The 25,612-nt window shown below is 61.6% G+C and carries 25 protein-coding genes; 16 read left to right on the top strand and 9 right to left on the bottom strand.

Features of this window, described 5'->3' with window-relative positions; all coding sequences use genetic code 11:
* Positions 1–6: 6 nt before the first annotated feature.
* Together nadD and PSEUDOMOFG3G_RS01715 are read right to left on the bottom strand one after the other, a co-directional pair.
* Positions 7–693, bottom strand: a complete 687-nt coding sequence (gene nadD, locus PSEUDOMOFG3G_RS01720) for a nicotinate-nucleotide adenylyltransferase (protein WP_047229489.1) — start codon at positions 691–693, stop codon at positions 7–9.
* 1 nt (position 694) lies between these two features.
* On the bottom strand, positions 695–1,966 hold the full coding sequence (locus PSEUDOMOFG3G_RS01715) for a glutamate-5-semialdehyde dehydrogenase (protein WP_047229488.1): 1,272 nt from the start codon (positions 1,964–1,966) through the stop codon (positions 695–697).
* A gap of 186 nt (positions 1,967–2,152) precedes the next feature.
* Here PSEUDOMOFG3G_RS01715 and PSEUDOMOFG3G_RS01710 point away from each other — a divergent pair, with 186 nt between their 5' ends.
* Positions 2,153–2,833 (top strand): DNA-3-methyladenine glycosylase, encoded by a 681-nt coding sequence (locus PSEUDOMOFG3G_RS01710; protein ID WP_047229487.1) that lies wholly within the window; start codon positions 2,153–2,155, stop codon positions 2,831–2,833.
* Positions 2,834–2,990: 157 nt separating this feature from the next.
* Positions 2,991–4,307 carry a bifunctional DedA family/phosphatase PAP2 family protein gene (locus PSEUDOMOFG3G_RS01705; protein WP_107321814.1) on the top strand — a complete coding sequence of 439 codons (1,317 nt, stop codon included), beginning with the start codon at positions 2,991–2,993 and terminating at the stop codon, positions 4,305–4,307.
* A gap of 203 nt (positions 4,308–4,510) precedes the next feature.
* Here the strand turns inward: PSEUDOMOFG3G_RS01705 and PSEUDOMOFG3G_RS01700 are convergent, their stop codons facing one another.
* From PSEUDOMOFG3G_RS01700 to PSEUDOMOFG3G_RS01690, 3 genes are read right to left on the bottom strand one after another with little or no spacing between them, the layout of a single operon-like run.
* Positions 4,511–5,101: an LON peptidase substrate-binding domain-containing protein gene (locus PSEUDOMOFG3G_RS01700; RefSeq protein WP_047229485.1), complete on the bottom strand. Its 591-nt coding sequence runs from the start codon at positions 5,099–5,101 to the stop codon at positions 4,511–4,513.
* Positions 5,102–5,111: 10 nt separating this feature from the next.
* The gene (locus PSEUDOMOFG3G_RS01695) at positions 5,112–5,828 is read right to left on the bottom strand and encodes an LrgB family protein (protein ID WP_047229484.1); all 717 of its coding nucleotides are present in this window, start codon (positions 5,826–5,828) and stop codon (positions 5,112–5,114) included.
* Positions 5,825–6,190 carry a CidA/LrgA family protein gene (locus PSEUDOMOFG3G_RS01690; protein WP_047229483.1) on the bottom strand — a complete coding sequence of 122 codons (366 nt, stop codon included), beginning with the start codon at positions 6,188–6,190 and terminating at the stop codon, positions 5,825–5,827. The genes PSEUDOMOFG3G_RS01695 and PSEUDOMOFG3G_RS01690 overlap by 4 nt, the downstream gene beginning before the upstream one ends.
* Positions 6,191–6,383: 193 nt before the next feature.
* Between PSEUDOMOFG3G_RS01690 and PSEUDOMOFG3G_RS01685 the strand changes: the two genes are divergently transcribed.
* The 3 genes from PSEUDOMOFG3G_RS01685 to PSEUDOMOFG3G_RS01675 all read left to right on the top strand — a co-directional run bounded on the left by PSEUDOMOFG3G_RS01685 (position 6,384) and on the right by PSEUDOMOFG3G_RS01675 (position 9,324).
* Positions 6,384–6,839, top strand: a complete 456-nt coding sequence (locus tag PSEUDOMOFG3G_RS01685; protein WP_047229482.1) for a MaoC family dehydratase — start codon at positions 6,384–6,386, stop codon at positions 6,837–6,839.
* Positions 6,840–6,936: 97 nt separating this feature from the next.
* Positions 6,937–8,655 carry a C13 family peptidase gene (locus PSEUDOMOFG3G_RS01680; protein WP_047229481.1) on the top strand — a complete coding sequence of 573 codons (1,719 nt, stop codon included), beginning with the start codon at positions 6,937–6,939 and terminating at the stop codon, positions 8,653–8,655.
* Between the two features lie 27 nt (positions 8,656–8,682).
* Complete coding sequence (locus PSEUDOMOFG3G_RS01675) at positions 8,683–9,324, top strand: oxidoreductase (RefSeq protein WP_047229480.1); 642 nt, start codon at positions 8,683–8,685, stop codon at positions 9,322–9,324.
* Positions 9,325–9,470: 146 nt separating this feature from the next.
* On the opposite strand, the gene PSEUDOMOFG3G_RS01670 is transcribed toward PSEUDOMOFG3G_RS01675, so the two are convergent.
* From PSEUDOMOFG3G_RS01670 to PSEUDOMOFG3G_RS01655, 4 genes are all read right to left on the bottom strand, one after another.
* On the bottom strand, positions 9,471–9,755 hold the full coding sequence (locus PSEUDOMOFG3G_RS01670; RefSeq protein WP_047229479.1) for a YceK/YidQ family lipoprotein: 285 nt from the start codon (positions 9,753–9,755) through the stop codon (positions 9,471–9,473).
* The gene (gene ubiX, locus PSEUDOMOFG3G_RS01665) at positions 9,748–10,395 is read right to left on the bottom strand and encodes a flavin prenyltransferase UbiX (protein ID WP_139049082.1); all 648 of its coding nucleotides are present in this window, start codon (positions 10,393–10,395) and stop codon (positions 9,748–9,750) included. The genes PSEUDOMOFG3G_RS01670 and ubiX overlap by 8 nt, the downstream gene beginning before the upstream one ends.
* On the bottom strand, positions 10,392–11,741 hold the full coding sequence (mpl, locus tag PSEUDOMOFG3G_RS01660) for a UDP-N-acetylmuramate:L-alanyl-gamma-D-glutamyl-meso-diaminopimelate ligase (RefSeq protein WP_076383495.1): 1,350 nt from the start codon (positions 11,739–11,741) through the stop codon (positions 10,392–10,394). The genes ubiX and mpl overlap by 4 nt, the downstream gene beginning before the upstream one ends.
* A gap of 261 nt (positions 11,742–12,002) precedes the next feature.
* Positions 12,003–13,907, bottom strand: coding sequence for a sigma-54-dependent Fis family transcriptional regulator (locus tag PSEUDOMOFG3G_RS01655; protein ID WP_139049081.1), 1,905 nt, complete (start codon positions 13,905–13,907; stop codon positions 12,003–12,005).
* A 290-nt stretch (positions 13,908–14,197) separates the two neighbouring features.
* Here PSEUDOMOFG3G_RS01655 and PSEUDOMOFG3G_RS01650 point away from each other — a divergent pair, with 290 nt between their 5' ends.
* The 11 genes from PSEUDOMOFG3G_RS01650 (at position 14,198) to PSEUDOMOFG3G_RS01600 (ending at position 25,606) form a co-directional block, all read left to right on the top strand.
* Positions 14,198–15,718, top strand: coding sequence for an aldehyde dehydrogenase family protein (locus PSEUDOMOFG3G_RS01650; RefSeq protein ID WP_092394646.1), 1,521 nt, complete (start codon positions 14,198–14,200; stop codon positions 15,716–15,718).
* A gap of 224 nt (positions 15,719–15,942) precedes the next feature.
* On the top strand, positions 15,943–17,391 hold the full coding sequence (eat, locus tag PSEUDOMOFG3G_RS01645; protein WP_047229474.1) for an ethanolamine permease: 1,449 nt from the start codon (positions 15,943–15,945) through the stop codon (positions 17,389–17,391).
* Positions 17,392–17,448: 57 nt separating this feature from the next.
* Positions 17,449–18,843, top strand: coding sequence for an ethanolamine ammonia-lyase subunit EutB (locus PSEUDOMOFG3G_RS01640; protein WP_047229473.1), 1,395 nt, complete (start codon positions 17,449–17,451; stop codon positions 18,841–18,843).
* A gap of 27 nt (positions 18,844–18,870) precedes the next feature.
* Positions 18,871–19,695, top strand: coding sequence for an ethanolamine ammonia-lyase subunit EutC (gene eutC, locus PSEUDOMOFG3G_RS01635; protein ID WP_139049080.1), 825 nt, complete (start codon positions 18,871–18,873; stop codon positions 19,693–19,695).
* Positions 19,696–19,801: 106 nt separating this feature from the next.
* Positions 19,802–20,263 carry an N-acetyltransferase gene (locus PSEUDOMOFG3G_RS01630; RefSeq protein ID WP_076383489.1) on the top strand — a complete coding sequence of 154 codons (462 nt, stop codon included), beginning with the start codon at positions 19,802–19,804 and terminating at the stop codon, positions 20,261–20,263.
* 466 nt (positions 20,264–20,729) lie between these two features.
* Positions 20,730–21,386, top strand: coding sequence for a DedA family protein (locus tag PSEUDOMOFG3G_RS01625; RefSeq protein WP_107321807.1), 657 nt, complete (start codon positions 20,730–20,732; stop codon positions 21,384–21,386).
* A gap of 6 nt (positions 21,387–21,392) precedes the next feature.
* On the top strand, positions 21,393–22,205 hold the full coding sequence (locus PSEUDOMOFG3G_RS01620; protein ID WP_139049079.1) for a zinc-dependent peptidase: 813 nt from the start codon (positions 21,393–21,395) through the stop codon (positions 22,203–22,205).
* A 111-nt stretch (positions 22,206–22,316) separates the two neighbouring features.
* Complete coding sequence (gene ppa, locus PSEUDOMOFG3G_RS01615; RefSeq protein ID WP_047229468.1) at positions 22,317–22,844, top strand: inorganic diphosphatase; 528 nt, start codon at positions 22,317–22,319, stop codon at positions 22,842–22,844.
* Positions 22,845–23,039: 195 nt separating this feature from the next.
* Positions 23,040–23,771, top strand: a complete 732-nt coding sequence (locus PSEUDOMOFG3G_RS01610; RefSeq protein WP_139049078.1) for a helix-turn-helix transcriptional regulator — start codon at positions 23,040–23,042, stop codon at positions 23,769–23,771.
* Positions 23,772–24,326: 555 nt separating this feature from the next.
* A complete protein-coding gene (locus PSEUDOMOFG3G_RS01605; protein ID WP_139049077.1) occupies positions 24,327–25,094 on the top strand; it encodes an HNH endonuclease in 768 nt (255 codons plus the stop codon).
* A 128-nt stretch (positions 25,095–25,222) separates the two neighbouring features.
* Positions 25,223–25,606, top strand: coding sequence for a nucleotide pyrophosphohydrolase (locus PSEUDOMOFG3G_RS01600; protein ID WP_095974848.1), 384 nt, complete (start codon positions 25,223–25,225; stop codon positions 25,604–25,606).
* Positions 25,607–25,612: the final 6 nt, after the last annotated feature.

Genomic DNA, 25,612 nt, shown 5'->3' with positions numbered 1-25,612 from the left:
CTTTTTTCAGTTCGACGCACGGTACAGCCCGTGCGCATCGATGTAGGCCAGGACCGCGTCGGGCACCAGGAAACGTACCGACTTACCGCTGGCCAGCAGTTGACGGATCTGGGTGGCGGATACCGCGAGCGGCGTCTGCCAGACGAATGCAATCTGTCCGCTCGGCCCTTTCAGGGCCAGCGGGTCGCTCACCGAACGCGCCGCCAGCAGGTTGCGCAAGGCATCCGGCGGCTCGCTGTCGGCATCCGGGCGTTGCAACACCAGGATGTGGCAATGCTGGAGCAACTCTTCCCAGCGATGCCAAGTGGGCAGGCCGCAAAATGCGTCCCAGCCCAAAAGCAGAAAAACCTGGGCATCGGCGGCCAGTTCGGCGCGCATCAGCTCCAGGGTATCAATGGTGTAGGACGGTTTGTCCCGCAGCAATTCGCGGGCGTCCACCACCAACGGCGCCACGCCGGCCACCGCGCACTCGACCATCGCCAGACGGTCCTGGGCCGATACCTGCGGCGTATCCCGGTGAGGCGGCCTGGCGCTGGGCGTCAGGCGTAGCTCATCGAGGGCCAGGGCATCGGCGACTTCCAGCGCACCGCGCAAGTGGCCGATGTGCACTGGGTCGAACGTGCCGCCCAGGATACCGATGCGCTGGGGCGCAGTTGTCGTCGTCACTGCGGCTGACGGGTCAAGGTCGCCCAAGTCAGACCGGCTCCTGTCCGCGCAACTGGCCGTCACCGACCACGATGTACTTCTCGCAGGTCAAGCCTTCGAGGCCCACCGGGCCACGGGCGTGCAGCTTATCAGTAGAAATGCCGATCTCGGCACCCAATCCGTATTCGAAGCCGTCGGCGAAACAGGTCGGGGTGTTGATCATCACCGACGCCGAGTCCACTTCGGCCACGAAACGCCGGGTTTCACCCTGGTGTTCGCTGACGATGGAGTCGGTGTGGTGGGAACCATGGCGATTGATGTGCTCGATGGCCTGGTCCAGCCCGTCGACCACGCGGATCGACAGGATCGGCGCCAGGTACTCGGTGTTCCAGTCTTCTTCGGTGGCCTCGGCCGCCTCAATGATTGCCCGGGTGCGTTGGCAACCGCGCAGCTCGACGCCTTTTTCGCGGAACTGGGCGGCCATCGCCGGCAGGAAGTCCTGGGCAACGGCCTGGTCCACCAGCAGGGTTTCCATCGCGCCGCAGATACCATAGCGGTAAGTCTTGGCGTTGAAGGCAATGCGCTGGGCTTTGGGCAACTCGGCGTGGGCACTGACGTAAACGTGGCAGATGCCGTCCAGGTGCTTGATCACCGGCACGCGGGCGTCGCGGCTGACCCGTTCGATCAGGCCCTTGCCGCCACGGGGCACGATGACGTCGACGAACTCGGGCATGGTGATCAGTGCGCCGACCGCGGCGCGGTCGGTGGTTTCCACCACTTGCACCACGGCCGCCGGCAGATCGGCTTCGGCCAGACCGCGCTGGATGCAGGCGGCAATCGCGCGGTTGGAATGAATGGCCTCGGAACCACCGCGCAGGATGGTCGCGTTACCCGACTTCAGGCACAGGCTCGCAGCATCGATGGTCACGTTCGGCCGCGACTCGTAGATGATGCCGACCACGCCCAGGGGCACGCGCATCTTGCCGACCTGGATACCCGACGGCCGATAACTCATGTCCCGGATGGCCCCGACCGGGTCCGGCAGCGCCGCGACCTGGCGCAGACCGACGATCATGCCGTCGATGCGCGCGGGGGTCAGCGCCAGGCGTTCGAGCATGGCCGGCTCGAGGCCGTTGGCCCGGCCGGCGGCCAGGTCCAGCTCATTGGCGGCGGACAACTCGGCGCGAGCGGCGTCCAGCGCATTGGCGGCGGCCAGCAGGGCGCGGTTTTTCTGCGCGGTGCTGGCACGGCCGATGATGCGCGACGCCTGGCGAGCGGCGCGACCCAGGCGGGTCATGTAGTCAAGAACGGACTCAGTCATGGTCTGTGTGGTCTTGGCAAAGGGGAAAGCGGCAGATTATAGCTGTCGTATCCCTCGACTAACAGCGTGGACTCACAGTGGTGACCGGCGGAAGAGCAAAACCTGTGCAAATAGTCGCTGTTCAGCGCCGATTAAGCTTTCCATTGCTATCATCGCGCTTCCTTTGGCCTCCCTTCGTCTCACGCCATGACCGATTCGCCCCCACTGCCAAACGCCCTGCCCGACGGTTTTTTTGATCGCGATGCCCAGGTGCTCGCCCGGGACCTGCTGGGCAAAGTCATTCGCCACAAGGTCGGTGACCTGTGGCTCAGCGCGCGGATCATCGAAACCGAAGCCTATTACTTCGCTGAAAAGGGCAGCCACGCCTCGCTGGGCTACACGGAAAAACGTAAGGCTTTGTTTCTGGATGGCGGCCACATCTATATGTATTACGCCCGGGGTGGCGATTCGCTGAATTTCAGCGCCCATGGCCCCGGCAATGCGGTGCTGATCAAATCGGCATACCCGTGGGTCGACACTGTTTCCGGCCCGGCGAGCTTGGCGCAGATGCTACTCAACAACCCCGACGCCCAAGGCCGCCCGCGCCCCTCGCAAAAGCTTTGCGCCGGCCAGACGTTGTTGTGCAAGGCCCTGGGGCTGAAAGTGCCGCAGTGGGATGCCAAACGCTTCGACCCGGAACGCTTGCTGGTGGAAGACGTGGGCGTGCCGACAGTCAATGTGATCCAGACCACCCGCCTGGGCATCCCACTGGGACGGGATGAACACCTGCTCTACCGCTTCGTCGACGCGGCCTACGCACCCTGGTGCACGCGGAACCCGCTGCGTCGCGGACAGGTCGAAGGGCGGGATTATTTTTTGCTTTCCTGAACGCCACACTGCCCAACCCTGTGGGAGCGAGCCTGCTCGCGATGGCGCCAGGTCAGTCGAATCAGAGGTTGGCTGATACACCGCTATCGCGAGCAGGCTCGCTCCCACAGTAAAAAATGCATGCCGCTTAATGCTCAATGGAAATGGAGTTGTTTTTATGGGCCCATGGCTCGATAGCATCACTGGCTGGCTGACCGCCAACCCGCAATGGCTGGCGGCGGCGGTGTTTATCGTTGCCTGTGTAGAGTGCCTGGCCATCGCTGGGTTGCTCGTGCCGGGTACGGTGCTGTTGTTTGCGGTCGCGGTCCTGGCCGGCAGCGGCGCGTTGTCCCTGGGCGAGACTTTGCTGCTGGGCCTGCTGGGCGGTTTGCTGGGGGACTTGGTGTCGTATTTCCTGGGCAGGCATTTTCACCAGAACATCCGGCGCCTGCCGGGGCTGCGGCATCACCCCGAATGGATGAGCGCGGCGGAAAGCTATTTCCAGCGCTACGGCATCGCCAGCCTGCTGGTAGGGCGCTTCATTGGCCCGCTGCGACCCATGTTGCCGATGGTGGCCGGGATGTTCGACATGCCCTTCCCGCGCTTCGCCGCCGTCAGTCTGCTGGCCGCCGCCGGCTGGAGCGTGGCGTATCTGCTGCCCGGCTGGGCCACTGGCGCAGCGATCCGCCTGCCGTTGCCCGAGGGTTTCTGGCCACAGGCCGGTGTCGTGATTGGCAGCATCGCGGTGATGATCGCATTGAGCGTCAACAGCAGTCTGCGGCGCCATCGACATGCCTCAGCGCTGATCGCAGGTCTGGGCCTGGTGATCCTGATCGGGCTGTTCATCGGCTTTCGCTACCTCACAGCTTTCGATCAGGGGCTGGTGGCTCTGGTCCAGGAACATCGCAGCCCGACAATGGACGAAATCGCCGTGACCTTCACGCTGATCGGCGAATTCCACTACATGCTGATTTTCAGCGCCCTGCTGACCGGGTTGCTATTGCTGGCGCGCCAATGGCGCCAGGCAATCTTTGCCGGGGCCACGATGCTGTTCACCGCATTGGCCAATACCGGCACCAAGCACTTTTTCGCCCGTGTACGCCCGGAAGTCCTGAGCGAGCCGCTGACCAGCTACAGCATGCCCAGCGGTCATGCCTCCGGCGCCTTTGCCCTGTTCCTGGCGCTGGCCATCCTGGCCGGTCGCGGGCAACCGCCACGCCTGCGCCTGACCTGGCTGTTGCTGGGCTGTTTGCCGGCGTTGGCCATTGCCCTGTCGCGGGTGTACCTGGGCGCCCATTGGCCGAGCGACATCGTCGCCGGCGCCATGCTCGCTGCCTGTGTCTGCGCAGCGATGCTCTGGCTGAGCCAGCGCCAGACCCCGCTGCCGGCCATGCCGCCGAAAATCTGGTGGTTGATTCTGCCGGCGATGGTGGCGGCATTCAGCTTCTTCGCACTGCGCCACCTGCCCAATGGGATGCTGCGGTATGCCTATTGAGGCCGGCAGCCAGCTATCGCGAGCAGGCTCGCTCCCACAGGGAATCGGCCGTGAAACGCCCCCTTGTGGTCACTGAAGATCAACTGTGGGAGCGAGCCTGCTCGCGATGACGTCGGTACATTCAGCATTGATGCAAACTGAGCCACCGTTATCGCGAGCAAGCTCGCTCCCACAAGAGATCAGCCTGGTCAGTGATTAGCGCCTCAGGCGAACAGTTCGCCCTGCAACTCATCAAGCAACGCCTGGATTGCATCCAGCCGCTGCTGAGGATCATCGAGTTGCAGCAGGTCGAGCTTGTCCAGTTCATTGAAGGGCAGCAGGTAGGCCAGTTGATTGGCGAGCGACTGCTGGCCGGTGGCTTCGGTGCCCATGTTCAGGGCCTCGACCATCGGGTGTTCGGCCAGGGCCTTGAGCAGCGCCACCAGGTCGGCATCCTCATCCTGCAGCGGTTGTTCAGGCTCATCCTCCAGCCACTCGACTTCAGCGACGGTCAGTTGATCGGCCTGGACACTGCTGCTGTGCACGATAAAACGTCGTCCACCCTGCACGCGAATGCCCAGCAGCCCGTTGTCCTGCTGGGAGAAATCGGTGATTCGCGCTTCACAGCCCACCCGCGCAAAGCCGTCGGGGGCGATACCGACTTCCTCGCCATCGAGGATGCACACCACGCCGAACCCCTCGCCCATTTTCATGCAGCGACCGATCATATCGAGGTAACGCGCCTCGAAAATCTGCAAATCGAGGATGCAACCGGGGAACAGTACCGTGTTCAACGGGAAAAGCGGCAAGCTCATAAGCAGTTCCTTAAACCGTCATCGACACCACCAACGGCAGCAACACCGCCGTGGCCACGCCCATCAGACTCATCGCCAGCGCCGCAAAGGCGCCGGACTCTTCGCTTTCCTGCAACGCCACGGACGTGCCGACCGCGTGAGCGGTCAGGCCCAGGGCCATGCCACGGGCTTCAGGGCTATGGACCCCAAGCCTGGTCAGAATGCTCGGGCCCAGAATCGCCCCGAGCACGCCGGTGATCAACACAAACACCGCCGCCATGGCCGCTACGCCGCCGATCTGCTCGGCCACCAGCATGGCGATCGGTGAAGTCACCGACTTGGGCGCCATGGTCATCAGGATCATGTGTTCGGCGCCAAAAGCCCAGCCCAACACCACCGCAGAGCCCGTGGCGAACACCCCGCCTATCACCAGCGTAGTAAAAATCGGCCAGAACAATTGCCGGATCCGTCGCAGGTTCAGGTACAAGGGCACCGCCAGCGCGACGGTGGCCGGCCCCAGCAGAATGCTGAGAATTTCCGTGCTCTCACGGTACTCGGCGTAGCTGATGCCGCAGCCGACCAGCACACCGATCAGCAGCAACATCGACATCAGCACCGGCTGCAGAAACACCCAACGGGTCTTTTCGAACGCCGCCAGCACCAGTTGATAGGCGCCCAGGGTGATGCCGATACCGAACAGCGGATGATGGATCACCGAACTCCAGGCGCCCTGCCAATCAAGCATCATTGCCCATCCTCCGACTCGGGGGCGTGACGCCGGGCCAGGCGTTGCATCAGCACACCGGTAAACGCCATGGACAGGATCAACGACAGCACCAACGCACCGACAATGGCCCAGAAATCGGCAGCGATGGCCCGGGCGTACACCATCACCCCCACCGCTGGCGGCACCAGCAGCAACGGCAAGTAGCGCAGCAGGCTGCCGGCCGCCAGGTTCAATGGCTCGCCGACTTCACCACGGATGACCAGATAGCCCAGCAGCAACAGCAGGCCAATGATCGGCCCCGGCAGCACCGGCAGGAACAAATGATTGATGGCGGTGCCCAGCAATTGGAACAGCACCAGCCAGGTCAGGCCCCGTAGCAACATCCTTCATCCTCCCCAGCAACACGTACGCAAACAATGCGCGCGCATTATAAGCACGCCCGCGCTATGGGTCGGCATTCGTAAAAAGCATGGTCGATGACCTGCCCTGCCCGTCATGTTGATCTACAGTGGTTCTCCGGGGACGCCGATCCCCGTTCCAAAAAAGACAAAACCGATGAACCCAAGGAGAGTCTCAATGCCCTACGTTCCCGTTGCAGCGCTCAAAGATTATGTCGGCAAGGAACTTGGACGTTCCGAATGGCTTACCATCGATCAGGATCGCATTAACCTGTTCGCCGAAGCCACTGGCGACTTTCAGTTCATCCACGTCGATCCGGTCAAGGCCGCGCAGACACCGTTCGGCAGCACCATCGCCCACGGCTTCCTATCGCTGTCGCTGATGCCCAAGCTCATGGAAGACATCCTGATCCTGCCCGAAGGCGTGAAGATGGTCGTCAACTACGGACTGGACAGCGTGCGTTTCATTCAGCCCGTGAAAGTCGACTCCAAGGTCCGCCTCAAGGTCGACCTGGTGGACGTGACCGAGAAGAAACCCGGCCAATGGCTGCTCAAGGCCACCGCTACCCTGGAAATCGAAGGTTCGGACAAACCGGCCTACATCGCTGAGCCGCTGTCGCTCTGCTTCGTGTAGCCCCTCGCGGATGCGAAGCCGCTGCGGCAGTTTCGCATCGCTTCTCCTGACGCGCATTGCTACGGCATACTCGTGACCTGATTATCTGGATCCCGTTATGCGCTCATTTCTCCCTTTGGCCCTGACCCTGCTGCTCACCGCTTGCGGCGACGGCGAATCGCTGTTGCCTCCCGACGCGCGCCTGCCCGACGGCGGACGCTATCGCGGCGACCTGGTGGACGGTTTGCTGCAAGGCCAGGGGCGTGTCGACTACCCCAACGGCAGTTGGTACGCCGGGCAGTTCGACAAAGGCCAGTGGCACGGCACCGGGGAATGGCACGGCAGCAATGGCGAGGTCTATCGCGGCCAGTTCCAGCAGGGCCTGTTCAACGGCCAGGGTAGCCTGACCACGCCCACCAGCAGCTACACCGGCGGCTTCAAGCAAGGCCGGCGCGACGGTGAAGGCACGCTCAAGGAACACGGCATGGTCTACCGCGGCGAATTCAAGGCCGACCGCTATTCCGGTTTCGGGCGCCTGGAGCTTGAGGACGGCAGCCAATACCAGGGGCCGTTCGTCAACGGCAAACCCAACGGTGAAGGCCAGCGCTTCGATGCCAGTGGCAACCAGTTCACCGGCAATTTCGTCGACGGCCAGCTCCAGGGCAAAGGCACCTTCAACAGCGCCGAGGGCGATGTCTACATCGGCGGGTTCAAGAACAACCAGCTCAGCGGTCGCGGTCGTTATGAAAATGCCGACGGCGATGTCTGGATCGGCCAGTTCAAGGAAGGCGCGCTCACTGGCAAGGGCCAACTGATCGGTGCCGACGGCAGCCACTACCTCGGTCAATTCAATGACTGGCGCTTTAGCGGCGAGGGCCGGCTGAACCTGCCCGACGGCAGCTTTTATATCGGCCAGTTCGAGAACGACACCTACCACGGGCGCGGCACCCTGGCGCTGACCGATGGCACCGTGCAAAGCGGCACCTGGGCCAACGGCCTGCGAGTACGCGACGCTGGCGGGCGGCTACTGCCGGATGTGCTCGAGCTCGGCCTTTTGGCCCAGGGGCGCCTGTTGGAAAATGCCCTGGCCAATATCCCGGCCTCGACGCCCGCGGTGGAGCTGTACAGCCTGACGGTGGGCGGCGACGGCAAGCAGAGTGTGTTCCTGCGCGAGTCCGACTACGTCGCCAACATGCTCACCAGCCGTTTTGGCGCGTTCGGCCAGATCCGCCTGGTCAACCACCGCGATCACCTCGGTGACCGGCCCATGGCCACTCGCGAAAGCCTGCGCCGCGCCGCCAGCGCCCTGGCCGAACGCAGCGGCCCGGAAGACCTGATCTTCATCTACCTGACCAGCCACGGCACCAGCGAACACGAACTGGTGCTCGACCAACCGCGCATGGAACTGGCCGACCTGCCCGCCGATGAACTGGCCGTGGTGCTGGCGCCGCTGAAGGATCGCGACAAGATCGTGGTGATTTCAGCCTGTTACTCCGGCGGCTTCATCCCGGCGCTCAAGGATGAACGCACCTTGATCATGACCGCTTCCCGCGCCGATCGAGTGTCGTTCGGCTGCTCCGAGGAGGCCAACTTCACCTACTTCGGCGACGCGCTGTTCGCCCAGGCACTGAACCAGACCGACGATCTTGAGCAAGCCTTCAAGCGTGCCAAGGCCACCGTGGCCGAGCGGGAACAGGCGGACAATTTCGAAGCCTCCGAGCCGCAGATCTGGGCACCCAGGACCGTCCTTTCCCATTGGCAGCTATTGCGCAAGCAACAGGCGCGAAAAGCATTACAAAGTACGGCATTGAACGACGAGGCCCAAAAGAGCAACTAAGCTGAATCGTATCAAGGGGGAAACACTATGTACTTGACGCCTCAGCATGTTTTGCTTGCCGGAGCTTCCGGGTTGACCGGGGAACATCTACTGGACCGGCTGCTCAACGAGCCGACCATCACACGTGTATTGGCGCCTTCACGCCGGCCGCTGGCCGAGCATCCACACCTGGAAAACCCGGTCGGTGAAACAGCCGAACTGCTGCCCCGCCTCAGTGGCCAGGTGGACATCGCATTTTGCTGCCTTGGCACGACCATCAAGAAGGCCGGCTCAGAACAGGCGTTTCGCGCGGTGGACCTGGACCTGGTGGTGGCCTTCGCCAAGCGTGCCCGGGAGCTGGGCGCAAGGCACCTGATAGTGATCAGCGCGCTGGGGGCTGACCCGAGTTCTTCGATTTTCTACAACCGGGTCAAAGGCGAAATGGAAGCCGCCCTCAAGGCCCAGGACTGGCCACAACTGACCCTCTGCCGCCCTTCCCTGCTACTGGGCGAACGCACCGAACCCCGGTTGGCCGAACAATTGGCCGGCCCCTTGTCGAGGCTGATTCCCGGCAAGTACCACGGCATCGAAGCCTGCCAACTGGCCCGCGCCATGTGGCGCCTGGCCCTGGAAGAACAGGAAGGGGTGCGGGTGGTGGAGTCGGATGAGTTGCGTAAGTTGGGCAAATAATTGCGGCGCCTGGGCGGACGCCATCGCGAGCAGGCTCGCTCCCACAGTTGACCGAGTTCTTCAGAAGGAATGCGTACCAATGTGGGAGCGAGCCTGCTCGCGATAGCGGTGGACCAGCTTACATCCATGTTGGATTGTAGCGCTGGTTACAACCCACCCGTAGCCTGAAACCCCACGCCAATCACCGTCAGCAACGACAACGGCAATAACAAGGTATCGAGCAACGCACTGGCCGGCAGATCCACGCCTGGGTAACGCGGCGCTTCGGCGCCAAAGCGGTCCTTGGCGCAACAGCCACCGTTAAGCGCATACAAGTCCAGGCGCGTCCCGGCATACACCACCGGCGCGCCGGGTTTCGCGGCGTCCAGGGTGCGGGCGGTGGCGCAGCCGGTCAGTTGCAGCGCCAGCAGCACCACCAACAGCTTATTCATCACTGCTCAAATGGTACTCGCCCCAGCGCGGCAGCATGTCCTGGGGGATGTTCAGCAGATTGAGAATCCGCGCGACCACAAAATCGATCAGGTCATCGATGGTCTGTGGCTGGTGATAAAAACCCGGAGAGGCCGGCAGAATCGTCACGCCCATGTTCGACAGCTTGAGCATGTGCTCCAGATGAATACTCGAATACGGCGCCTCACGCGGCACCAGGATCAACTGACGACGCTCCTTGAGCGTCACGTCGGCGGCGCGCTCGATCAGGTTGTTGCAGGCACCGGTGGCAATCGCCGAGAGCGTACCGGTGGAACACGGCACCACCACCATCGCCGCCGGCGCCCCGGAGCCCGAAGCCACCGGCGACATCCAGTCTTCCTTGCCATACACACGAATCTGCCCCGCCGCCGCACCGGTGTATTCAGTGAGGAAGGCCTGCATCATTTGGGTCTTGGCTGGCAGGGTGACGTCGGTCTCGGTGGCCATCACCAATTGCGCCGCCTTGGAGATGAGGAAATGCACCTCGCGGTCTTCCCGCACCAGGCAATCGAGCAGGCGCAAGCCGTACTGGGCGCCGGAAGCACCGGTCATGGCCAGGGTGATGCGGTCGGGGCCATTGCTCTCCGGGCGCGTGTTCATTTCAGTGCCTCGGCCAATTTGCCGTGCAGGCCGCCGAAACCGCCGTTGCTCATGATCACCACGTGAGTACCGGGCTGGGCCTGGCTCTTCACGCGCTCGATGATGCCTTCCAGGGAGTCGCTGACAATCGACGGCACCGTACACAACGCGGCGGTGGCGCCGAGGTCCCAACCCAGGTTGGCCGGCGCGTACCAGATCACCTGGTCGGCATCCACCACGCTTTCCGGCAGGCCGTCGCGGTGGGCGCCGAGTTTCATGGAGTTGGAACGCGGCTCGATGATGGCAATCAGCGGTGCATCGCCGATGCGCTTGCGCAAACCGTCGAGGGTGGTGGCGATGGCCGTCGGGTGGTGAGCGAAGTCGTCATAGATGGTGATGCCGCGCACTTCAGCGACCTTTTCCATCCGCCGCTTCACGCTTTTGAACGCACTCAGCGCGGCGATGCCCATGGACGGCACCACGCCGACATGACGGGCCGCCGCCAGGGTCGCCAGGGCGTTGGCGACGTTGTGCTGGCCGGTCATGTCCCAATCGACCACACCTTGGGCCACGCCTTCGAACATGACTTCGAACTGCGAACCGTCGTCCTTGAGCAACTTCACTTGCCACTGCCCGCCGGCGCCGGTGGTTTGCACCGGGGTCCAGCAGCCCATCTCGATGACGCGCTGCAACGCGGGCTCGGTGGTCGGATGGATGACCAGGCCTTCACTCGGAATGGTGCGCACCAAATGGTGGAACTGCCGCTCGATGGCCGGCAGATCGGGGAAGATGTCGGCGTGATCGAACTCAAGGTTGTTGAGGATCGCGGTGCGCGGGCGGTAGTGGACAAACTTCGAACGTTTGTCGAAGAACGCGCTGTCGTATTCATCGGCCTCGATCACGAAGAACGGCGTGCCGCCCAGGCGCGCCGACACCGAGAAATTCTGCGGCACGCCGCCGATCAGGAAGCCCGGGCTCATGCCCGCGTGCTCCAGCACCCAGGCGAGCATGCTGCTGGTGGTGGTCTTGCCATGGGTTCCAGCCACGGCCAGGACCCAACGGCCCTGCAACACATGATCGGCCAGCCATTGCGGGCCGGACACGTAAGGCAGGCCTTTGTTGAGCACGTATTCAACCGCCGGATTGCCACGGGACATGGCGTTGCCGATGACCACCAGGTCCGGCGCGGGGTCCAGTTGCGCTGGGTCGTAGCCTTGGGTCAGCTCAATGCCCTGGGCCTCCAGCTGCGTGCTCATCGGCGGGTAGACGTTGGCGTCGGAACCGGTCACGTGATGGCCCAGCTCCTTGGCCAATACCGCCATCGAGCCCATGAAAGTGCCGCAAATACCGAGAATATGGATGTGCATAGTCGACCTCGTAAAACATGGCCGCAGGTTAGCGTAGGAAGGGGGAAATCGCACCTTGTGTTTCGAACTGCAACCATCAGAACACCGCAAATCCTCTGTGGGAGCGAGCTTGCTCGCGATAGCGGTGGGTCAGTTTGCATTGATGCTGAATGTGCTGCCGCCATCGCGAGCAGGCTCGCTCCCACAGTTGACCGAGTTCTTTCAGGAAGAATGCGGTCAGAATGTGGGAGCGGGCTTGCTCGCGAATGGCCGCGACGCGGTTCAGCGGGCGATGGCGTGTTTGCGCAGTTTCCGATAAAGCGTATTGCGGCTGATTCCCAGTTGTTCGGCGGTGTGGGTCATGTGCCAGCGCTGGCGCTCCAGGGCATCGAGCAGCGCCAACCGCTCGGCATCTTCCAGCGGGCGTTCCGCCACGGTTTCAACCAACGCCACCGGACACTGGCGAATCATCGCCGGCAGATCCTCCAGCCCAATCCGCCCGCCGTCGCACAACGCAGCAAGGGTGCGCAGCACATTGCGCAGTTGCCGCACGTTGCCCGGCCAATCAAAACTCAGCAATGCCTGGCGCGCCGGTTCGTCGATCGCCACCGCTTCGGCGCCCGCCTCCTCGGCCAACAGAAAATCCAGCAACTGGGACTTGTCGCTGCGCTCGCGCAACGCCGGCAAAGGGATCTCCAGGCCGTTGAGGCGGTAGTACAGGTCCTCGCGAAAACTGCCGTCGCGCACCCGATCATGCAACTGCCGGTGGGTGGCGCTGATGATGCGCACGTTCACCGCTTCGGGTTCGCCACCGATGGGCACCACCTGGCGATCTTCCAGCACCCGCAGCAAACGGGTCTGCAAGGCCAGGGGCATGTCACCGATCTCATCCAGAAACAGCGTGCCACCGTCGGCCTGTTGCAGCTTGCCGCGCATGCCTTCCTTGCGCGCGCCGGTGAAGCTGCCGCCGCGATAACCGAACAGCTCACTCTCGATCAGGCTTTCCGGGATGGCTGCGCAGTTAAGCGCCACGAAGTTTTTCCCGGCGCGCTGGCTGGCGTGATGCACGGCTTTGGCGAAAGCTTCTTTACCGGAGCCGGTTTCGCCGTGGATCAGCAGCGGCACATCGCGCTCGAACACCCGCAGCGCCTTGCGAAAATGCTCTTGCAACACCGCATCCCCCAGGCAGATGCCCGGTAACCGGGCGGGCTCGATGGCTTTGAACGCAGGAACGACCGGGACCGGCACACTGCGCGGCTGCCCCCGCAGCACGGCAAACAAATGCCGCCCGTCACGGGTGCGCAACGGCCAACTGGCGCTGGCCTGGGTGCTGGCCCGTCCGAGCAGCTCATCCAGTGAACAATCGAAAAAGTCTTCCACCCGCTGCCCCAGCAAGCCACCGCGAATATGCCCCAACAGGTTCAGCGCGCTCTGGTTGACCGCGCTGATCCGTCCTTCGCCGTCGAACGCCAGCAGCCCCTCGCTGAACAACCCCACAGACTCGGCCTGCAAGTGAAAACGCAGCAGCCATTGATTGTCGAAGCAGCGCAGGAAATAGCAGCTCTCGATCATCTTCGCCGAGAGGTTGACCAGGGCCATGGTGTGGAACTGGCTCTGGCGCGACACGTCCGGCCGGGCCGATGACACATCCAGCACCGCAAGCAGTTCGCCATGGGGGTCGAAAACCGGGCTGGCCGAGCAGGTCAGGCCGGTGTGGCGGCCGCGAAAGTGTTCTTCCTGGTGAATGGTCAGGGCCTGGCGCTCCACCAGGCAGGTGCCGATGCCGTTGGTGCCTTCGCAGGCTTCGCTCCAGTCGGCGCCGAGCCAGAGGCCGGCCCGTTCGAAAATCTTGCGCTCACTGGGGGCGGTGACACAGTTGAGGATCACGCCGCGCGCGTCAGTCAGCAGCACCGCGTGGCCGGCGCCGGAGAGCTGTTGATGCAGGCTGGTCATTTCCGTGCCGGCGATGTGCAGCACCTGTTGCAGGCGCTCGCGGCTTTCCAGCACCCGGCCATGCTCAAGCACCGTCGGCGCCAGGTTCTGCGCCGGGTCGAGGTGATAGTCCTCAAGGCAGCGCAGCCAGGAACGGGCAATCGACGGATCGCTGCCAGGGCCCTGCAAATGGGCCTTGCCCTGGGTGACCGTCAGGACTTGTTGGGCATGGCGACTCAAGTGGTTGCTGTGCATTTCTTATTGTTCTCCCCGAGGGTAGCGGCCCTCAGCATCCTCCAGCCACTGGCGCTTTGCAATGCTGGCGCGACCTGTCAGTCACAGACTGTCTCGCATCTGGCACAAACTGTCACACCCGCTGTATCGCTATCGTCACGCAGGGCATCCGTTTGTCCGACGAACTCCTCCTAAAGTCTTGATTTACGGGCCTTGCAAGGCAGTGGCCCGACCTTTGCTCTAGGCTTAATTACCAGCGCTCAATTTTGCGCGGCCTCCCGTATAAGCACAAAAGCCAAGGAGAACTCATCATGCGTTACGCTCACCCCGGTACTGAAGGCGCTATCGTTTCGTTCAAGAGCAAATACGGTAACTACATCGGCGGCGAGTTCGTCGCGCCTGTCAAAGGTCAGTACTTCACCAATACTTCCCCGGTCAATGGCCAGCCCATTGCCGAATTCCCGCGTTCCACGGCCGAAGACATCGAAAAAGCCCTGGACGCCGCCCACGCCGCTGCCGATGCCTGGGGCGCCACGTCCGCCCAGGCCCGTTCGCTGGTCCTGCTGAAAATCGCCGACCGCATCGAAGCAAACCTTGAGGTTCTGGCGATCACCGAATCCTGGGACAACGGCAAGGCCGTGCGCGAAACCCTCAACGCCGACATCCCCCTGGCCGCCGACCATTTCCGTTACTTCGCCGGTTGCCTGCGCGCCCAGGAAGGCAGCGCCGCCGAGATCGACGGCAACACCGTGGCCTATCACATCCATGAACCGCTGGGCGTGGTCGGGCAGATCATCCCGTGGAACTTCCCGCTGCTGATGGCCGCCTGGAAACTCGCCCCGGCCCTGGCCGCCGGTAACTGCGTGGTGCTCAAGCCCGCCGAGCAAACCCCATTGGGCATTTGCGTGCTGATGGAGCTGATCGGCGACCTGCTGCCGCCCGGCGTACTGAACGTGGTGCAAGGCTTCGGCAAGGAAGCCGGTGAAGCTCTGGCCACCAGCAAGCGCATCGCCAAGATCGCCTTCACCGGCTCGACCCCGGTCGGCTCGCACATCATGAAATGCGCGGCCGAGAACATCATCCCGTCTACCGTGGAATTGGGCGGCAAGTCGCCGAACATCTTCTTCGAAGACATCATGCAGGCCGAGCCGAGCTTCATCGAAAAGGCTGCCGAAGGCCTGGTGCTGGCGTTCTTCAACCAGGGTGAAGTCTGCACTTGCCCTTCCCGCGCCCTGGTGCAGGAGTCGATCTACGACGAGTTCATGAAGGTTGTGATGAACAAAGTCCTGCAGATCAAGCGCGGCGACCCGCTGGACACCGACACCATGGTCGGCGCCCAGGCGTCCGAGCAGCAATTCGACAAGATTCTTTCGTACCTGGAAATCGCCAAGGGCGAAGGTGCCGAACTGCTGACCGGCGGCAAGGTGGAAAAACTCGAGGGCAACCTGGCCACGGGTTATTACATCCAGCCAACCCTGCTCAAGGGCACCAACAAGATGCGCGTGTTCCAGGAAGAAATCTTCGGCCCGGTGGTGAGCATCACCACCTTCAAGGATGAAGCCGAAGCCCTGGCCATCGCCAACGACACCGAGTTCGGCCTCGGCGCCGGTCTCTGGACCCGCGACATCAACCGCGCCTATCGCATGGGCCGGGCGATCAAGGCCGGTCGCGTCTGGACCAACTGCTACCACCTCTACCCGGCTCATGCGGCGTTTGGTGGTTACAAGAAGTCCGGCGTGGGTCGTGAAACCCACAAGATGATGCTCGACCATTACCAGCAGACCAAGAACCTGCTGGTGAGCTATGACATCAATCCGTTGGGGTTCTTCTAACCTGCGGGAAATTTGTGCCCGGCCGATCGTTCCCACGCTCTGCGTGGGAACGCCTCTACGGACGCTCCGCGTTCGGCTCTTTGGGACGCGGAGCGTCCCTGGCTGTGTTCCCACGCAGAGCGTGGGAACAATCAAGCTTGCATCCCTGCTGTATGCAACACACCGGTTCCAAGAGCAGCCCCGCTCCAACAGGGCCAAAAAACAATAAAAACAGGTAAACCCTTATGCCAAGCGATCAAGCAAACCCGCAACCGGCAACGTCCTCGGTCGACTTTGAAAAAGTCGGCTCCGAATACTTCCAACAACGTGAACTGAAAAAAGGCGCGGCGGGCTGGGTCCTGCTGGTGGGCCTGGGGGTGGCGTATGTCATTTCCGGGGACTACGCCGGCTGGAACTTCGGCCTGGCCCAGGGCGGTTGGGGCGGGATGTTTCTTGCCACGCTGCTGATGGCCGCGATGTACCTGTGCATGTGCTTTTCCCTGGCCGAGCTGTCCTCGATGATTCCCACCGCCGGCGGTGGCTATGGCTTTGCCCGTAGCGCATTCGGGCCCTGGGGCGGGTTTCTCACGGGCACGGCGATCCTCATTGAGTACGCCATCGCCCCGGCGGCGATTGCCGTGTTCATCGGCGCGTATTGCCAATCGCTATTCGGCATTGGCGGCTGGATGATCTATCTGGCGTTCTACATCATCTTCATCGCCATCCACATATTCGGCGTGGGTGAAGCGCTCAAGCTGATGTTCATCATCACTGCCGTCGCCGCCCTGGCATTGGGGGTGTTTCTGGTGGCGATGGTGCCGCACTTCGACGTCGCCAACCTGCTGGACATCCCGGTCACCGCAGCCACGGGCGCCAGCCCATTCCTGCCGTTCGGCTATGTCGGCGTGTGGGCAGCCATTCCGTATGCCATCTGGTTTTTCCTGGCCGTGGAAGGCGTACCGCTGGCGGCTGAAGAAACCAAGAACCCCAAGCGCGACCTGCCGCGCGGCCTGATCGGCGCCATGCTGGTGCTGGTGGCGTTTGCCCTGCTGATTCTGGTGATCGGCCCAGGCGGTGCGGGTTCCAATGCGCTGATGGCTTCGGGCAACCCGCTGGTGGAAGCCCTGGCCAAGGCCTACGGCGGCTCGACCTGGATGGGCAACTTCGTCAACCTGGTGGGCCTGGCGGGCCTGATCGCCAGCTTCTTCTCGATCATCTACGCCTACTCGCGGCAGATCTTCGCGTTGTCTCGCGCCGGTTACCTGCCACGCAAGCTCTCCGAAACCAATAAAAGCAAAGCACCAGTATTGGCGCTGGTCATCCCCGGCATTATCGGTTTCGGTCTGTCCCTGACCGGCCAGGGCGATCTGCTGATTCTGGTGGCGGTGTTCGGCGCCACCATCTCCTACGTGCTGATGATGGCCGCGCACATCACCCTGCGCATCCGCCGCCCCAAAATGGACCGGCCATACCGCACACCGGGCGGCATCTTCACCTCGGGCGTGGCCCTGGTACTGGCGTGCATCGCCGTAGTAGCGGGCTTTCTGGTGGATCCGCGGGTGGTCATCGGCGCGGCGATCATCTATGGAGTGTTAATTGCTTACTTCGCGTTCTACAGTCGGCATCACTTGGTAGCAGGCACGCCCGAAGAAGAATTCGCGGCCATTCAGAAAGCTGAAGAAGCCTTGCACTAAGTTGTAAAACGCCGAAAACCACGGCGCCGCCCAGCGGCGCCGTCACGGAGAACCTGTATGGCCAGTTTTGCACACACGGTCGGCGCCCAGACCTACCGCTTCGACAGCCTCAAAGACCTGATGGCCAAGGCCAGCCCGGCGCGTTCCGGGGATTTCCTGGCCGAGGTCGCGGCGCTCAACGATGGCGAACGCGTAGCAGCGCAAATGGCCTTGGCCGACCTGCCCCTCAGCCATTTCCTGCAAGAAATGCTGATTCCTTACGAGGACGATGAAGTCACCCGGCTGATCGTCGACACCCACGATAAACAGGCCTTCGCCGCCGTCAGCCACCTCACCGTCGGCGGTTTTCGCGACTGGCTGCTCAGCGATGCGGCCGACGAACACAGCCTGCGGGCGCTGGCCCCGGGCCTGACCCCGGAAATGGTCGCCGCCGTGTCGAAGATCATGCGCGTGCAGGACCTGGTGCTGGTGGCGCAGAAAATCCGCGTGGTGACGAAATTTCGCGGCACCCTCGGCCTGCGCGGGCGACTGTCGACCCGCCTGCAACCCAACCACCCCACCGATGAGCCCGCCGGGATCGCCGCAAGCATCCTCGACGGCCTGCTCTTCGGCAATGGCGACGCCATGATCGGCATCAACCCGGCCACCGACAGCACAGCGTCGATCTGCGCCATGCTGGAAATGCTCGACGCCATCATCCAGCGCTACGACATCCCGACCCAAGGCTGCGTGCTGACCCACGTCACCACTTCCATTGAAGCGGCGAACCGTGGCGTGCCCCTGGACCTGGTGTTCCAGTCCATTGCCGGCACCGAAGCGGCCAACGCCAGTTTCGGCATCAACCTGAACGTCTTGCAGGAAGGCTACGACGCCGGGCTGAGCCTGAATCGCGGTACTTTGGGCAACAACCTGATGTATTTCGAAACTGGCCAGGGCAGCGCCCTGTCAGCCAACGCCCACCACGGTGTCGATCAACAGACCTGCGAAACCCGGGCCTACGCCGTCGCACGGCATTTCAAACCGTTTTTGGTGAACACGGTTGTAGGATTCATCGGCCCGGAATACCTGTACAACGGCAAACAGATCATCCGCGCCGGCCTCGAAGATCACTTCTGCGGCAAGCTTTTGGGCGTGCCGATGGGTTGCGACATCTGCTACACCAACCACGCCGAAGCCGACCAGGACGACATGGACACCCTGCTGACCCTGCTGGGCGTGGCCGGGATCAACTTCATCATGGGCATCCCCGGCTCCGACGACATCATGCTCAACTACCAGACCACTTCGTTCCACGACGCCCTCTACGCCCGCCAGACCCTGGGCCTGAAGCCGGCGCCGGAATTCGAAACGTGGCTGGCGAACATGGGCATTTTCACCCAGGCCGATGGCCGGGTGCGGTTCGGCGACAACCTGCCACCGGCGTTTCGTCACGCATTAGCTCATTTGGGATAAGCCGCATTTGGGATGAGAGAACTGCCCATGGATAAAAAACCTGTAGATCCACAAAACCCTTGGCTGAATCTGCGCAACCTCACCCCGGCGCGCATCGCCCTGGGCCGCACCGGCACCAGCCTGCCAACCTCGGCGCAACTGGACTTCCAGTACGCCCATGCCCAGGCTCGGGACGCCGTGCACCTGGCCTTCGACCATGAAGGCATTCGCACGCAACTGACTGAGCGCGGCCGCGAAAGCCTGCTGCTGCACAGCGCCGCCAGCGACCGCAACAGCTACCTGCAGCGCCCGGACCTGGGCCGACGGCTCGACGAGTCCTCCGTACAAATCCTGGAGGACTACGCAGCGGCCCACCCCGGCGGCGTAGACCTGGCCATCGTGGTGGCCGACGGCCTGTCGGCGCTGGCGGTGCATCGGCATACCTTGCCGTTCCTGGCGCGGCTGGAAGAACAGACCGCCGCTGATGGTTGGTCAACCTCGCCAGTGATTCTGGTGGAACAGGGCCGCGTCGCGGTGGCTGATGAGGTGGCGCAGCGGCTCGGCGCAAAAATGTCGGTGATCCTGATCGGCGAACGCCCCGGCCTCAGTTCCCCCGACAGCCTGGGTTTGTATTTCACCTACAACCCCAAGGTCGGCCTGACCGATGCGTATCGCAACTGCATCTCCAACGTCCGCCTTGAAGGTTTGAGCTACGGCATGGCCGCCCACCGCCTGATCTACCTGATGCGCGAGGCCTGCCGCAGACAGCTCTCGGGGGTCAACCTGAAGGACGAAGCCCAGGTCCAAACTCTAGACTCGGAAAATACCGCCGATATGAAAGGTAACTTCCTACTGATGCCGCCCCGAAGCTGATCCGTTTACAAGTTTGCGTTTTTGATCCGCTTTCAGGCAGCATCGAAGCACGGCAGAACGCCGTTGTTGTCCGAGTATCTGTCGACCTTTGCAGACGAGACCTACTATGCGGATTATCCAAGCGACCCTGGAACACCTGGACCTGCTGACCCCATTGTTCGTCAAATACCGGGAATTCTATGGCTCGCTGCCCTACCCGGATTCGTCCCGAGCCTTCCTCGAAAAACGCCTGCGCCGCAAGGAATCGGTGATCTACCTGGCGTTGCCCGATGACGATGACAACCGGTTGCTGGGCTTCTGCCAGCTCTATCCAAGCTTCTCGTCACTGTCGCTCAAGCGCGTGTGGATCCTCAACGACATCTACGTCGCCGAAGACGCCCGCCGCCAACTGGTGGCCGACAACCTGATCCGCACCGCGAAAAAAATGGCCAAGGAAACCAACGCCGTACGCATGCGCGTCTCCACCAGCAGCAACAACGAGGTGGCGCAGAAAACCTACGAGTCCATCGGTTTCAAGGAAGACACCGAGTTCAAGAACTACGTGTTGCCGATCAGCGAAGAGCTCTGACCCGATTACCGCGGACTGATCGTTCCCACGCTCCCGCGTGGGAATGCCGCCAGGGACGCTCCGCGTTCCGCTTGACGCAGAGCGTCACGGGATGCATTCCCACGCGGAGCGTAGGAACGATCGATAACCCCTGTGGTTGGGTGAAACGTTGTGGCGAGGGGATTTATCCCCGCTGGGCTGCGCAGCAGCCCCAGAACCTGAGCACGCGGTGCATCAGGCAGACCGGGTTGGCTGCATTTGGGACCGCTTCGCGCTCCAGCGGGAGCAAGCTCCCTCGCCACAGAGTTCTTCACCCAGCCAGAAGCCTCCCGACATCCCCCGCTACAAACTCACCACGCACACCACCCTCGACCTCGTATAATGCCGCTCTTCCCGGCTTGTAAGAAAAAGCTACACGCGCTGTAGCCTTACTCGAAGCCCGACCCACAGGCCCCACCCAGTCAGGCCGCGACCACAGGTGCTTTGCATGGATTTCAACCCCCTCGACCTCATTCTGCATCTCGATGTGTATCTCGACCTGCTGGTGACCAACTACGGGCCGTGGATCTACGCCATCCTGTTCCTGGTGATCTTCTGCGAAACCGGCCTGGTGGTGATGCCCTTCCTACCGGGCGACTCCCTGCTGTTCATCGCCGGCGCGGTAGCCGCCGGTGGCGGCATGGACCCGGTGCTGCTCGGCGGCCTGCTGATGCTGGCGGCGATCCTTGGCGACAGCACCAACTACATCATTGGCCGCACCGCAGGCGAACGGCTGTTCAGTAACCCGAACTCGAAAATCTTCCGCCGCGACTACCTGCAACAAACCCACGACTTCTACGACAAGCACGGCGGCAAAACCGTGACCCTGGCGCGCTTCCTGCCGATCATCCGCACCTTCGCCCCCTTCGTCGCCGGCGTTGCAAAAATGCCCTACCCGCGCTTCTTCGCCTTCAGCGTCCTGGGCACCATCCTGTGGGTCGGCGGCCTGGTCACCCTCGGGTTCTTCTTCGGCAACGTGCCATTCATCAAGCAGAACCTGTCCCTGCTGGTGCTGGGCATCATCCTGCTGTCGCTGGTACCGATGATCATCGGCGTGATCCGCAGCCGCCTCGCCGCCAGCGCCTCGAAAGCCCACCCGCGCTGATCGCCCATGTGGTCCCTGAGCGGCTGGCGCCGGCAACGCACCCTCGCCAAACATCCCGTCAGCGAGGAAACCTGGCAGCGGGTGCGTCACCAGTTGAGCTTTCTCGACGGCATCAGCGCCACCGAGGACCAATGGCTGCGCGAAGCCTGCGTGCTGTTTCTGCATGACAAACACCTGAGCGCCCTGCCCGGCGTCGAACTGCACCAGGAGCAACGCCTGCTGCTCGCCGCCCAGGCCCAATTGCCGCTGATGCACCTCGGTGACTTGAACTGGTATCAGGGCTTCCACGAAATCGTGCTCTACCCCGACGACTTCCTCAGCCCCCAGCGCTACCGCGACGCCAGCGGCATCGAGCACGAATGGGACGGCGAACACAGCGGCGAAGCTTGGCCCCAAGGCCCGATCATCCTGGCCTGGGACGGCGTGCTCGCCAGCGGCGGCTGGGACGGCTACAACCTGGTGATCCACGAGCTGGCGCACAAACTCGACATGCTCAACGGCGACGCCAACGGCCTGCCACCGCTGCATGCCGACATGCGGGTCAAAGACTGGGCCGAGGCCATGCAACAGGCTTTCGACGACCTCAACCGCCAACTGGACCAGGATCCGGACGCAGAAACCCTCATCGATCCCTACGCCGCGGAGAATCCGGCGGAGTTCTTCGCCGTCACCAGCGAATACTTCTTCAGCGCCCCAGACCTGCTGCACCAGGCGTACCCGCGGGTCTATGAACAGCTCAAGGCGTTCTACCGCCAGGACCCGTTGGCCCGGCTGCGGCAACTTCAAGCCGAAGATCCGGTCTATCAGGCGTCATACTAAGGTCTCTAAGACCCTTGTAACGTGGCATCGACGGCCGAATATGCCTATAATCGCCGCCACTTTTTGGTCAATCCGACCAGTCATTTGGTCAATTAACGGGGGCACCGCCCAATGAGCTACAGCAAGATTCCGGCTGGCAAAGACCTGCCGAACGACATCTACGTCGCGATCGAAATCCCGGCCAACCACGCCCCGATCAAATACGAAATCGACAAAGACAGCGATTGCCTGTTCGTTGACCGTTTCATGGCCACCCCAATGTTCTACCCGGCCAACTACGGTTTCATCCCCAACACCCTGGCCGACGACGGTGACCCCCTCGACGTGCTGGTCGTGACCCCTTACCCAGTCGCCCCAGGCTCGGTCATCCGCGCCCGTCCGGTCGGCATCCTGAACATGACCGACGACGGCGGCGGCGACGCCAAAGTCATCGCCGTACCGCACGACAAACTGTCGCAGCTGTACGTCGACGTGAAGGAATACACCGACCTGCCAGCCCTGCTGATCCAGCAGATCGAACACTTCTTCGAGAACTACAAGGATCTCGAGAAAGGCAAGTGGGTCAAGATCGAAGGCTGGGCCGGTGCTGACGCCGCCCGCGAAGCGATCACCAAGTCGGTTGCCGCCTACAAAGGCTGAGACTGAAGTAAAGAAAAACCCCGGTTTGCACCGGGGTTTTTTTATGCCTTAATGATGATAAATACGAAGTTGTATTAATACCGTTTAACCCCGTTTAGCCCGCCCCTTTCAAATCCTGCAAACGGAAAGATCGTCTTATATATTTGCACGACATGTTTATTGCCGAAAACACAGTCGCCCCTAAACTTTCCGTTTATGAAAATACTTTCCAGTGGCGACCGCTTCAGAGCCCTTCTAAAAGAAGCGAATATCCGATCCGCCGACTTCGCGAAGTTATACGGCGTGAAATCCCAGCACATAAACAACTGGTTCAACCGTGGCATCCCGCCAGGGCGCATCTACTCCATCGCCAGCCTGCTGACCGTCAGCCCGCAATGGCTCGCCACCGGCGAAGGCCCGCAGACCCCACTGGGCCTAGGCCCTGGCATCACCTATGAAGCCGCCGAAAACGATGGCGTCTACAGCGTGCAAGAAACCACAGACATCGAACTGCCCCTCTACAAGGAAGCCCCCATCGCCCCCGGCGAAACCAAAACCCACATCATCGAAATCCCCGATCAAACCATCCGCCTGCCCCGCAGCCACCTAGAATCCCTGGAAATCGACCCCGGCGACGCCATCTGCACCACCATGGTCGGCGACAGCATGGCCGAACGCATCGAAGACGGCTCCACCCTCGCCATCGACCGCGGCCTGACCCAAATCGTCGACGGCCATATCTATGCGCTTGAGCACGACGGCATGCTGCGCATCAAATACCTGCACCGCATTCCCGGTAATCGGCTACGCCTGCGTAGCCATAACTGTGCTGCGTATCCTGACGAGGTCTTCAGCGCCGAACAGATTGATGCGCAGAACATACGGGTGATTGGCTGGGTGTTCTGGTGGTCCACCCTCAACAAACAGAGACCGCCGGTGTTCGACTAACCCACCCAAGACCAGAAACGGTGGCGGGAATTGTGGCAGCTGTAGCCGGAGCTGTGGCAGAAGCTTTTGTGGCGAGGGAGCTTGCTCCCGCTGGGCTGCGCAGCAGCCCCCTGCTTTTCCCCTGATTCACCCCTAACCCAATGATTCCACACCACTTACCACTGGGATTCTGAAGCAAACCCGCGTACCCTGCGCCCCACATTTGCGAGCCCACACCTCGCACCGACAAGGCAGATCACTTTCTGACCAAGTCCCACAGCCGGCCGCAAGAGCCGGATGTACGTTTTGAAGGCTGGTGAGGTTTGTCAAAAACGAACTGAGTTAGTCAACGAGAAGCCGGCCATAAGCCGGCTTTTTAATGTCTGAAAATCCTATCCCCATCCGAAACTCCGTCTGCTAGCCAAGCTACGCTCGTGCGAGCAATCCCCCTCTGTCCTCACGGAGGAAGCCATTCGAACGCCGCATGATTCCCAAACGCCACTAGAAGAGAATATTCTTACGGCATATTGCGCTGTTTCCTACAGCGAAACGGGAACCCTACGGATAGACCCCGCCATGTCCTCTTCACCTACCAGTAATCAATCCAATCCCCCTTGGAGCCGCGACGAACTAGTCCTCGCCCTCAACCTATACCTCCTTTATCGCAATGGTTTGCCCGGTGTGAATCATCCAGAAGTCCGAGCCTTATCAGAGAGCCTTAATCTCATTGGTAACGCTACCGGAGTGAGTAAGAACCAGAGCTTTCGTAACACCAATGGTGTTTACATGAAGCTCAACAATTTCCGTCGCTGGGATCCGAGCTACACCAACACCGGTCGTACAGGTCTTGCAAAAGGTAATAAGGACGAGGAGTTGGTATGGCTGGAATTCGCTAATAACCCCGAGCACCTCGCTGCAGTTGTGGCAGCCATTAAGGCAAACGTTGGCACCACGTCTACTGCGCCAATAGATTTAAGCGCCGAGGAAGAACCGGGTTTCTTCGAAGCAGAAGAAGGAAAAGTGTTAACCCGCGTACACCGTGTACGGGAAAGGGACAAAAAACTCGTCAAACGTAAAAAGGACGAAGCCCTCAAGAAATTCGGTGTTCTCCAGTGCGAAGCCTGTGGCTTTAATTTCAGCAAAACATATGGCCCGGACGTCGAAGGCATTATCGATGTGCACCACACGAAGCCACTGCATACGCTCCAACCCGGCGATAAAACCAAGCTCGCAGACCTGGCTTTACTATGTGCCAATTGCCATCGTGTGGTGCATTCACGCCGTAAGTGGCTGAGTGTGGCCGAGGTCAAGAACCGCTACCAAGCAGCCGAAAATAGAGCCTGAACGGGACCAACTGGCGAAGGGCAAACCATTGAAAAGCCCACTACACCAAAAGAAAACTCTTACAATCCATCCCTAGATTTCTGACGTGGCCGTTGTCACGTTTCTGGTGGCAAACGAGAGGCAAGCCTGTGAGCAAGGCAGATGGCACACCCAAGCAATTAATCGACGTGGAAAATCTTGCAGCGTCGCTTCAACGCTTTGCAGATGACCGCGACTGGCAACAATTCCACTCGCCCAAAAACCTTCTGCTCGCGCTGACAGGCGAGGTGGGTGAGCTTTGCGAAGTTTTCCAATGGATGAGCGAAGCCGATTCAGTGGCTGCCGCGAAGCATCCCGCAACCGCCCAAGCCGTGAAGGACGAGCTAGCCGACGTACTCATGTACTTGGTCCGCCTGAGTAGCGTACTCGGTGTCGATCTCAACGAAGCGGTCACGAGCAAACTGGCTCTCAACGACCAGAAATACCCCGTCGACAAAGCTAAAAGCACCAGCAAAAAGTACGACCAACTCTGACCTTCA

Source organism: Pseudomonas sp. FG-3G (assembly GCF_901007645.1).
GTDB lineage: Bacteria > Pseudomonadota > Gammaproteobacteria > Pseudomonadales > Pseudomonadaceae > Aquipseudomonas > Aquipseudomonas rhizophila.
The sequence above is the reverse complement of the archived record's forward strand: the minus strand, read 5'-3'. Positions and strand labels throughout refer to the sequence as shown.